The sequence below is a fragment of the Mesorhizobium sp. M7A.F.Ca.US.002.01.1.1 genome, assembly GCF_004022955.1.
Lineage (GTDB): Bacteria > Pseudomonadota > Alphaproteobacteria > Rhizobiales > Rhizobiaceae > Mesorhizobium > Mesorhizobium ciceri.
On sequence record NZ_RZQE01000195.1, the window covers coordinates 1 to 10498 of the forward strand.

General features: G+C 61.4%; 7 protein-coding genes, 1 tRNA gene and 1 pseudogene. 7 read left to right on the plus strand and 2 right to left on the minus strand.

Going from position 1 to position 10498, the window contains the following annotated elements; translation table 11 throughout:
• A pseudogene (locus EN932_RS38955) lies at nucleotides 1–278 on the minus strand (D-alanyl-D-alanine carboxypeptidase); the annotation flags it as partial.
• Nucleotides 256–1491 (minus strand): septal ring lytic transglycosylase RlpA family protein, encoded by a 1236-nt coding sequence (locus EN932_RS19215; protein WP_027161639.1) that lies wholly within the window; start codon nucleotides 1489–1491, stop codon nucleotides 256–258. The gene EN932_RS19215 and the pseudogene EN932_RS38955, both read right to left, overlap by 23 nt.
• A gap of 376 nt (nucleotides 1492–1867) precedes the next feature.
• Here EN932_RS19215 and EN932_RS19220 point away from each other — a divergent pair, with 376 nt between their 5' ends.
• The 7 genes from EN932_RS19220 to EN932_RS19250 all read left to right on the plus strand — a co-directional run bounded on the left by EN932_RS19220 (nucleotide 1868) and on the right by EN932_RS19250 (nucleotide 10416).
• Nucleotides 1868–2203: a hypothetical protein gene (locus EN932_RS19220; RefSeq protein ID WP_013531580.1), complete on the plus strand. Its 336-nt coding sequence runs from the start codon at nucleotides 1868–1870 to the stop codon at nucleotides 2201–2203.
• Between the two features lie 472 nt (nucleotides 2204–2675).
• Nucleotides 2676–2765, plus strand: a tRNA-Ser gene (locus EN932_RS19225).
• Nucleotides 2766–2994: 229 nt separating this feature from the next.
• Nucleotides 2995–4119, plus strand: coding sequence for a helix-turn-helix transcriptional regulator (locus tag EN932_RS19230; RefSeq protein ID WP_127369403.1), 1125 nt, complete (start codon nucleotides 2995–2997; stop codon nucleotides 4117–4119).
• Between the two features lie 227 nt (nucleotides 4120–4346).
• Nucleotides 4347–8177, plus strand: a complete 3831-nt coding sequence (locus EN932_RS19235; protein WP_127385137.1) for an autotransporter domain-containing protein — start codon at nucleotides 4347–4349, stop codon at nucleotides 8175–8177.
• Nucleotides 8178–8353: 176 nt separating this feature from the next.
• Nucleotides 8354–9151: a sterol desaturase family protein gene (locus tag EN932_RS19240; protein ID WP_128368980.1), complete on the plus strand. Its 798-nt coding sequence runs from the start codon at nucleotides 8354–8356 to the stop codon at nucleotides 9149–9151.
• Between the two features lie 102 nt (nucleotides 9152–9253).
• Complete coding sequence (locus EN932_RS19245) at nucleotides 9254–9952, plus strand: DUF2161 domain-containing phosphodiesterase (protein WP_024503270.1); 699 nt, start codon at nucleotides 9254–9256, stop codon at nucleotides 9950–9952.
• Nucleotides 9953–10008: 56 nt separating this feature from the next.
• A complete protein-coding gene (locus EN932_RS19250) occupies nucleotides 10009–10416 on the plus strand; it encodes a DUF930 domain-containing protein (RefSeq protein WP_032808257.1) in 408 nt (135 codons plus the stop codon).
• Nucleotides 10417–10498 lie beyond the last annotated feature (82 nt).

Genomic DNA, 10498 nt, shown 5'->3' on the forward strand with positions numbered 1-10498 from the left:
TTGGCAAACAGCACCGTCCCGGTCTCGGCATCGATCATGAAGGCCTGCGCGGCCTTGGTTTCGAACAGCTGTGCACCGGCCGGAGCCTGGAAAAACAGCAGCAAGCCTAAAACCAGAAGCCCGGCGAGAGGCGGGAGCAAGCGAAATTGCATGATGTTCGACCCGTTGGCCGGCACCGCCGGCAAGCCCGCGAAAAGTATCAGGCTTTTTGCGCGGCGGATCAACCGCGCAGCGGAAATCCCACCAGGCTTGCGCTCAGTTGCGCACAGCCAGTGCATCGGGCGCGCCATGCGACCAGGCAGCCTGCAGCAAATCATCGAGATTGCGGTGGCCATCGGGATAGAGATTGACCGAATACCAATCCTCGCCATCGAGTTCCGAACGCTGGATCTCGATCTTGCCGTATGCGGCAAGCTGAGCGGCAACACGCTTGGCCTCCGCTGCATCCTCGAACGAACCAGCCGCGACGTAGTCAGTGGACGGACCGGCCGTTGGCGGCTGCCGTTTCCATGATTGGAGCACATCGGCCGGCGACATGCCGTCGCCACCCATCGCGGCGAAGGCATTTGAGACGCCGCGTTCGACCCGCTCGTCGGCATAGGACAGCGAGGCCACGGCAAACGGCGATTGCGGCGGCAGATTGATCTGCGGACGCTCCGGCACGATCGGGCCGAAATCCGGAAGCGCCAGATCGCCATACGCCGACGACTGCGTCGACATGATCGGCTGGACAGAACCGGAATCGGTCAACTGGCCCGGAAACGGCACGGCAGCAGTGCCGGCAGGCAGGCTTGGCGACGGGCCGTTCATGGCGACCATGACGCCGGTCGGCAGTCCATCCGACGGGTCTGGCGCCCTGTTGCCGGGATGATAGGAGGCCATCAGATACTGGTCGTCATCGCCGTCGAGCGGCGCGCGGCCGACATATTCGACCTTTACCTGAGCGGTGCCGGTGTTGGCATAGTCAAGCATCTGGGCAGCGCGCTCCGATACGTCGATGATGCGGCCTTCGTGATATGGGCCGCGATCGTTGACGCGAACGATGACCGAACTGCCGGTCTTGAGATTGGTGACGCGGGCATAGCTTGGCAGCGGCATGGTCGGGTGCGCCGCCGTCAGATGGGTCATGTCATAGACTTCGCCATTGGCGGTAAGCCGGCCATGGAAGGCGTCGCCATACCAGGAGGCGAGGCCGACCTTGGCGTAACGCTTGTCTTCCTTCGGGTAATACCACTTGCCGCGGACCTGATAGGGTTTGCCAAGCTGATCCCTGCCGCCGCCACGTTGGATGCGCCCGTTCCGGGAGATCACACGCGGGCTTGCCTTCACGCCATATTCGGATTCGGCGAAATATTCCTTGGAGCGGGTCTTCTTGTTGACCATCGCTTTCGGCTCAGGCTGCGACGCGCAGGCAGCCAGCAAGGCGGCCGACATGGCGAACAACGCGACGGTAGCAGCGCGACGAAGACGCGGTGGCGTCACAGCCTGCATTTTCCTGATGTCCCCTTCAGTCTCAACTCAAGGCGTCGCGTTCAACCACCAGAGGAGCCAAAACACTCACCCGACAATACCAACGACGCTTAAACCCCGATCCTTTGTGCGCAGGAATTGCTTATCACGGTATTAACCGATTGTGGCCGCAACCGGGCAAGATTGTGGCGTCTCCACCGTAAGAGCTCTCTGAAAAGTAACGGTTTTCGTGCTTCCACGCGAGAGATGTGATGCCCTCTGCCACAGAAAGCCTGGCTTCGCTCCTGCCCGCCGTGCCTGCCGGTTGACCGGGCTTTGTCGGGCAGCGGACCGACCGCCGGAACAAAGAAATGCGCCGCTAGTTTCATCCGCAGGGCACTCGAACAGAAGGACGAGCATGATGAAAATGACTTCATTGATGGTCGCGATCGCGATGTCGCTTTCTGCCGGGTCTGCGATCGCCGCATGTCCGGACAAGTCAGCTTCGAACACCGGGACCGATGCCGGACAGACCGCCGGTATTTCGAAAGATGGAACCCACGCGCCTTTAGAGACTCCGAAGGCCATGGGCAACGCGAACAAGCCAGCCGCCAAGGATGGCACCACGATGCCATTGGCGGGCGCTGAAGGCGGGGGCGACAAAAACCTTGCAACCTCGCAGCAGGATATCGAGGCGCAGCAGCACGGTGATAAGGCCGCGGCGGCAAAGGCGGACGAAAATTGCAAAGACTGAGGACCGTACAGGCCGGAGCCGATTTGCAGCTTCGGCCTTCCTCACCAGTAGCTGTTCCCTTGGCGAAAGTTAAATCTGCGGGATACCGCAGCTGTCCCAAGAGGCTGACCCGTAGGATTACCTCCGCCCAATTCCGAGGATGGCTTGGTCGGTAGGTCGCGCCCTCGGTTGGGCCTGCACGAAAGCCCTCCAGCGTCAGGCTTCTTGTGTTCGCGCGCAAACCTGTACATCGCCAGTCGGCGGGCTCCTTCTTCATCATGCACCAATGGGATAGCGAGTTCCGGTGCTCGATTCCGAAAAACTCAGCGCCTGCCAGGACGGCAGGAACCGACACAGTGGTGGTTGACGCAGCCCTCAATGCCGCTTTACAGGAATGAGGCGTGAACCAGCCGGGAGCGCCTTCGGTGCCAATCCGGCGCCACAGGCCAAACGAGTTGGCCCCGCGCTGCCCAAATGGTTGAAAAACCACGATGGAGGAATGGCCGAGCGGTTTAAGGCACCGGTCTTGAAAACCGGCGTGGGTGCAAGCTCACCGTGGGTTCGAATCCCACTTCCTCCGCCATTCGATCGAGAAGGGCAGCATACAGAGCATACAGAGCATACAGAACTGAGTACGCCGATTTCCGCCTCCGTGGACGTAAGGGCGAAGCGTCAAACATCATGTCTGCTTTCTCCTGACCTTGGGCGTCAGCACTGGTAACCCCCCTGCTCATTCGACGTTCTATCCCTTGCATCGACCGCAATCAGAGGTATGCTAACACTTCATTCTGGTTGTATATTTCGCAAGGCTTATGGGATATTCGATCTCTCACGAGCGCCTGTCGGTAGTGATCGGTCGCATATATGAGGCCGCCTACGATCAATCGATTTGGCTTGACGTGGTCCTTCAGTTGCAAGCCATGTTTCATGGCTCCAGAGCCTGTTTCTCGGGCATCGACTGGGCCAATGTCGAGGATAGCTTTTGCGTCTCACCGAGCCGCGACCCCTATTGGGACAGGATTTTCCTTGACCATTTCGCGACCAACGAACTCTTTGCGCCGCGTGTGGCCGCGCCGCTTGGCCGGGTTTTTAGCGACACCCAGTTGATTGGGCGGCACCGTATTGAACGCACCTCCGTCTGGAACGAATGGATGATGCCGCAGGACATGTATGACGGCATGTTCTGCAATCTGCGCGCGTCGGAAAAGAACTACTGGTTTTTCGACGTGCAGCGAGGCCGAGGGCAGCCGGCGTTCGACGCCGATGATCGTGCGATGCTCGCCCTGATCACACCTCATCTGGAGCGCGCTGCGGGTTTGGGCCGACATTTCGAGGCGCGGCCTGTGCTCCAATCGCTGCTCGGCCACCTGCCCTTCGCCGGCTTTGTCGTCGATCCGCGCCTGCGCATCCTTGACATGAATGACGCCGCGCAAAGACTTCTGGTACAGCCGATCACTCTGCTGACGGCGAACGGTGGCCATCTGGCCACCTCCGATTCCACGCAAACCCAAATGCTGCAACGTGCGGTCGCACGAGTCTGCCGGGTGGACGAGAGCGAGTTTCCCAATTCGGCTGCCGATTTGATCTTGCGGTCGGAGCGCGGCGACCAACTGGTATTGTCGATTGGATTGTTGCCCGACGGCGAGATGTTCGGCCTGTCGGCTGGACCTTGCGCGGTGGTGCTGGCGCGCGAATCACGTTTGGCCCTGTCGACGAGCTTAGCCGATCAACTGCGAAAAACCTTTGGGCTGACAGGGAAAGAAGCTTCCGTCGCGCTCGCGCTCGCAAGCGGATTGTCCTTGAAGGAAATAGCGATCAGGGAAAACATGGCCTACGGCACCGCACGCGTTCATCTGGACAAGATTTTTCGCAAGACAGATACGCAGAGGCAGAGTCAGCTCATTGCGCTGCTGAATGCATTTCGTCTTCTGCCCTAACAAGCTGCAATAGCACATTAAGGTTCTTCGAGTGCAGGGCGTTGCGACTGTGGCGAGCCAGCGACAGTGCGCCACTCTTTGGCCGGTCTATGGCATTTGATATATATATCGCCCACCCATCATCCGTTATTGCGAATCTGAAGCACTGATTTGCTCGAAGCATTGCTTTGCTTGGGCTGTTCTGATGACGGCAGATTGCATTTATTGGACGATGGGGCGGGCCTATCATGAGACTCTACGGTTTTTCGGCAGACAAAGCCTACCCACTCGTTTCCTTGCGCGCGCAACTCCTCTCGCAGGCCAGTCGCTCGGCACTGCGTTTCGCAATCGGCATGGCCGGTTTCGCCGGCTCGGCTGTTTTCTTTTCCCCGCAGGCGCAGGCGGCATGTACGGTCACTCTGGGAACTGATGTGCAGTGCGGCACCACCTCCACGGTCAATGCCGTCAATCCGGCTGCTCCTCCCAACGACCGGGGCTATTCATTTTCTTCACCGTTTACGGCCCACCTCGCGATCGATGCCGGGGCGACGGTCAGCGGATTTGGCCTCGCGATCGAGAATACCGGCAATGGCGCCGTCATGGTCGTCAACAACGGCACGATCAGTGTCGATGCGGGCAACACGCCAACAGCCGGCGGGACCGCGGCACTCAATATCGATGCCGCCTCCAACCTGATCACGTACACAGGCAGCGGCGCGATCACCAATAACGGCAGTGGCGATGCCTTCGCAATAAAGCAGAATGGCCTGGGCTCGATCGATGTCGATGCCACCGGCGATATCACGGCGGCTGCCGGCTCAGGCATTGTGGTGCGTAACACGGCGGCGAGTGGCTCCATCGATGTCACCACGGGCGCGGTGACGGCGCTGGCTGCTGGCATGTTCGGTATCGACGTCCAGTCGTCTTCGACGGCAGGCAATCTCACGATCGTGGCGAACGGCGATGTGAAGGCGGGCAATACCGGTATCTTGGGTCGAGTTTCCTCCACAGGAACTGGCAACATCGATATCACGGCGAACGGCGCCATCGACGCAGGCAACGGCATTATCGCGCAGAACTTGGGCAACGGCTCGACGACGGTGAAGGCGATGGGACCGGTCACCGCGACAATGGCGTCGGGCCTTGGCGTCTTCGCTCAGGGCCGGGGCGATGTCTCGATAACAACGGCTGCGGTGACCTCGACGGGCGGTCAGGCGGTCTATGCAATAGGGACCGGCACAGGCACAGGCACAATCGATGTGACGACCAACGGCAATGTCTCGGGCACTGCAGGCATCCTCGCAGGTAACTCCGGCACGGGCATGATCAGCGTGATCGCCAATGGTGCGGTGACCGGCACATCCTTTGACGGCATCGTCGCGAACGGTGGTGGCGCGGTGGACGTGCAGGTCGCCGGCACGGTGATGGGCGCGCGTTCCGGCCTGACCTTGATCGGTGGCGCCAGCGGCACAGGCAATCTCTCGGTGACGGGCGCGGGCGGCTTCGTCGGCGGCAGCGACGATGCGGTGAATATTCAGAACTATGGCCCGGGCACGGTCACGGTCGATATATCCGGCGCCAGCAGCTCGACGAGTGGCGGCGGCATCGTGGTGCGCGACACTGCGACGGGCGGCAACATCGGCGTCACGACGGGCGCGGTGACGGCGCTGGCTGCCGGCAGGATCGGCATCGACGTTGAGACGCTGTCGGCGACGGCCAATGTGACGATCGTGGCGAACGGCGACGTGAAGGCGGGCGGCGCCGGTATCTTCGCTGGCCTTTCCTCGGGAAACGGCAACGTCGATGTCACGGCGAACGGCGCGATCGACGCGAGCAGCGGGATTGTCGCAGGGACTGTCGGTACAGGTTCGGTGACCGTGAAGGCGGTTGGTCCGATCACCGCGACGACTGGTCGAGGTATCGACGCTGAAAGCTCGGCCGGCAATGTCGCGGTGATAACGGGTGCTGTGAACGCAACTGCGGCTACGGCGATCTTCGTGCTCCAGGATAATGTGGTCGGCGCTGGCACGATCAATGTGACGACGAATGGCAATGTCTCGGGTACGACAGGTATCCAGGCAACCAATCTTGGCACGGGCGCGATCACGGTGATCGCCAATGGCGCGGTGACCGGAACGTCGGCCGAGGGCATCGTCGCGACGGGCAACGGCGTAGTGGATGTGCAAGTCGCCGGCACGGTGACGGGCGCGACGCGTGGCCTGACTTTGACTGGTGGGACGGGCGCCATCAACGTCGCCTCGTCGGGCGCGATCCGTAGTCTTTCCGGACTGTCCAGCGATGCGGCGATCGAGACCAATGCCGCGACGATGGCGCTCACAAACGCCGGTTCGATCGTCGGTACAGCGCAGTTTGCCGGCGGCGCGACACTGTTCGCCAACGACGGGAACTGGAACGGCGCCGGTGGAACCAGTGATTTCGGCGGTGGCGCCAGCAGGCTGGTCAACGACGGGACCGCCGTCGGTGGAAACTCCGCCGGCGTCGCGGAGACGACGCAATGGACCAATCTGTTTCAGTTCACCAATCAAGGCACCTTGACAATGGCCGACGCTGGCGCCGGCGATGTGATCCGGCAAACCGGCGGCAATACCGCTTTCGCGACTGGCAGCATCATGGCGATCGATATCAACACGGCCGGCCAGGCCGACAGGTTCAGCACCTCCGGCACCGCGACGATCACTGGCGCGACGCTGACCGTGAACGCCGCGGGCGGCATTGCGGTGCCGGGCACCCGCTATACGGTGTTGACCGCCGATGCCGGGCTGACCGGGCAGTTCGCTGCCTTGACTGGAGTTGTCAACACCGCCTTCCTCAGGCTTGCCGATACCTATGACACCAACAACGCCTATCTCGACATCCTGAAATACCGCAACTTCACCGACGCAGCCTTGACCCGCAATCAGATCGCAACCGCTGGGGGGCTCGAGAGCCTGCCGACATCCGGATCCCTGTACAACGTCATCCTCAACCTCGCGACCGACGTGCAGGCACGTGATGCCTTCGACCAGCTCTCGGGCGAGGTGTATCCCTCGGCGCAGACTTCCCTCATCGAAGATAGCCGTCTTCTGCGCGACGCGGCGACGAACCGCATCCGGGCCGCTTTCGGTATCGTCGGTGCATCGGCCGCTCCGGTCATGGCCTACGCCGATCAGACCTATGGCGGTGCTGCGGGCGCCTATGTCTCGCTCGATCCCAATACGACCGCTGCAGTGGCGTTGGACACCGATCGCTTCGCCCTCTGGAGTCAGGGCTTTGGTTCATGGGGCCATACTGGCAGCGACGGCAATGCTGCCCGCGTTGACCGCTCGACTGGCGGTTTCCTGGCTGGCGGTGACGCCGCCATTTTCGACACCTGGCGATTGGGTATCATGGCGGGATACAGCCGCACCAACCTCGATGTGAAAGACCGCGCCTCGTCGGGCTCGAGCGACAACTATCATCTCGGCCTCTATGGCGGCACCACTTGGGATGTTGGGGGCGGCACGCTCGGCTTGCGCACCGGTACATCCTATACTTGGCACGACATCGCGACGAGCCGCTCCGTCACTTTCCCCGGTTTCAATGACAGCCTCAAGGCAGATTATCGCGCCGGAACGGCGCAGGTGTTCGGCGAACTGGGCTATGGTATCCATGCTGGAAATTTAGGCTTTGAGCCCTTCGCCAATCTCGCCTATGTGAACCTCCGGACTGACGGCTTCACCGAGACAGGCGGCGCGGCGACGCTGACAAGCGCTTCGGCAATCACCGATGCGACCTTCACCACGCTCGGCCTACATGCCTCAGGCGAGTTCACCGTCGGCGAGATGGCGGCGACGGTTCGCGGCACGCTCGGCTGGCGGCATGCCTTTGGCGAGACCGTACCGCTGTCGCGCTTCGCATTCGCCGGCGGCGCACCATTCACCGTCGCGGGCGTGCCGATCGCCAAGGACGGGCTGATACTCGATGTCGGGTTCGACATCGCCATCGCACACAATGCCACGCTCGGCCTCACCTATGGGGGACAATTCGGCAGTCGCGCCGCAGACCAGAGCGTGAAAGCCAATCTCGCGGTCAGGTTCTAGTTGGGGATGGGCCACGCGCCGCAGGACGAGCCCGCATTCGCGTCTCCTCGTCCGCCCGCGTTCCATTCACAATCCGCGTTTGCCGCCGCCACTCGCGCAAAAGGCAGAGCCTTTAGCCTTTGGAAAGGGAGATGTGGTTCCTCTCAGAGGCGCGGACTGCGCGCTGAGGCGAATCGATGGATATCTTTGGCATCAAGGCACTTCTGATCTGCGCCCTGATCTTCATTCCGTTCGAACATCTGTTCGCCGAGCGGCCGCAGAAGATCTTTCGCAAGGGCTTCGCTGTCGATCTGATTTATCTGCTGTTCAACGGCTTCATCATAAAGCTGGCCATCGTCATGATGGCGGCAGGCGCGCTCGGTGCCGCTGCACTCCTGGTCCCGCAAGCGATAACGCATGCCGTCAGCGGCCAGCCCGTCTGGCTGCAGGTTGCCGAAATCATCGTGATCACCGATGTCGGCGTCTACTGGACACATCGGGCCTTTCACAAAATCCCGGCGCTTTGGAAGTTCCATGCCGTTCACCACGGCATTGAAGAACTCGACTGGCCCGGGGCCTTCCACAATCATCCCGTCGACGCCATCGTCACAAAGGCAATATCGCTGACGCCGATCTTTTTCCTCGGCTTCTCGGAAGCGTCGATCGCCGTCTTTTCGACTCTCTACCTTGGACATACGCTGCTTGTGCATTCAAACGTGCGGATTCCGTTCGGCCCCTTGAAGTGGCTGATCGCCAGCCCGCAGTTCCATCGCTGGCACCATGCCAACCAGCGCGAAGCCTATGACAAGAACTTCGCCGGGCAGTTGCCTTTCCTCGACGTGCTGTTCGGCACCTACAATCCCACCGGCGACAAGGTGCCGGACAAGTACGGCGTCGACGATCCGATCCCTTCCACCTATTTCGGCCAGATCGGCTATCCGCTCCTGCGCCGCAGGAAGCTGCCGAACCGGGCGGTGCCGAACGCCGAAGCCTGACGGCTGGCCCGGCGTTGCGGTATCCACACCGGTCCCCTTTCGAGCCGCAGAACGCCGAACCACCGGAAGGCTTTTCGTCTCGAATCGGCTAAACCTTGCGCCATGAACGAGACCTCACTCTATGCGCCGGTGAAGCGGTTCCTCGAAAGCCTCGACTTTGTCGTCAAAGGCGAGATCGACGGCTGCGATGTTGTTGCGTTGCGCGAGGGGGAGCCGCCGGTTGTCGTCATCTGCGAGTTGAAGCTGCAGTTCAATCTCGAACTGGTGCTGCAAGGTGTCGATCGTGCGGCGGCCTGCGACGAGGTGTGGCTGGCCGCGCGCATGTCGGCTCGCGGCAAGGGACGCGAAAGCGATGCCAGGTTCCGCAATCTCTGCCGCCGGCTTGGCTTCGGCTTGCTTGGCGTGACCGCGACGGACCGGGTCGAGGTGCTTCTCAGCCCGATCGCGCTGGCGCCGCGCAAGAATGCCCGCCGGCGCTCCCGCCTGGTCGACGAGCACCAGCGCCGTCGCGGCGATCCCGTTGCCGGAGGAGGATCGCGCAATCCGATCATGACCGCCTATCGCCAAAGCGCCCTCGCCTGCGCTGCCGCCATGGTGGATGGTCCCAGGCGGCCGCGAGATCTGAAGGCGGTGACGCCGATCGCGCCCAAGATCCTGCAGCACAATGTCTATGGCTGGTTCGCGCGCGTCGACCGTGGCCTGTACGATCTTACCGATGCCGGCCGTGCCTCTTTGGTCCGTTGGCCGCAGGCATCGCACGACGAATCCCGACACGCAATTTTGAACGCAGCAGCCATATGATTGAAGATTCCCGCAGCGTCCGAGGCGGTCCGCTCGGTTGATTTCTCCGACAAAATATGTTGCTTGTCCCGCCCATGAAGAAGCTCTGCATGACCGCCTTGGCGTCAGTGACACTGAGTTTTCCAGCCAGCGCAATGGACAATGCATTGCGCGCCGGACTGATGAAACTCGATCCCCAAACTCGCCTTGAACAGCGTTGCGACGCCGAAGTGCTCGACCGCATCACCCATGACGATCGCAAGTTCAAAGCCGATCGCGTCGTCGCCTACGCCTTTGCCACGCCCGAGATGGGCGCCGATGCAATCAAGAGCCCGGGTGCTGCGTTTCGCAGCAAGGGGCAGTGGTATAGGCTGAAATTCAAGTGCCAGACCGGGCCGGACCATATGGAAGTCTTGCAACTCCGCTACCGGATCGGCGACGAGATTCCGGAAGCCGACTGGGCAAAGTATAATCTCTACGATTGATTTGCGATCGGCCATGGTTTTGCCTGGCTGTCGGCGAGTGCCGCGAACATTGGATCTGGCTTGACGTAACGATGCTTCGGTG

Excerpts from the sequence above, each read along its gene's own strand:
- EN932_RS19215 (WP_027161639.1), bottom strand. The coding sequence starts at position 1,491 with ATGCAGGCTGTGACGCCACCGCGTCTTCGTCGCGCTGCTACCGTCGCG.
- EN932_RS19220 (WP_013531580.1), top strand. The coding sequence starts at position 1,868 with ATGATGAAAATGACTTCATTGATGGTCGCGATCGCGATGTCGCTTTCT.
- EN932_RS19230 (WP_127369403.1), top strand. The coding sequence starts at position 2,995 with ATGGGATATTCGATCTCTCACGAGCGCCTGTCGGTAGTGATCGGTCGC.
- EN932_RS19235 (WP_127385137.1), top strand. The coding sequence starts at position 4,347 with ATGAGACTCTACGGTTTTTCGGCAGACAAAGCCTACCCACTCGTTTCC.
- EN932_RS19240 (WP_128368980.1), top strand. The coding sequence starts at position 8,354 with ATGGATATCTTTGGCATCAAGGCACTTCTGATCTGCGCCCTGATCTTC.
- EN932_RS19245 (WP_024503270.1), top strand. The coding sequence starts at position 9,254 with ATGAACGAGACCTCACTCTATGCGCCGGTGAAGCGGTTCCTCGAAAGC.
- EN932_RS19250 (WP_032808257.1), top strand. The coding sequence starts at position 10,009 with ATGTTGCTTGTCCCGCCCATGAAGAAGCTCTGCATGACCGCCTTGGCG.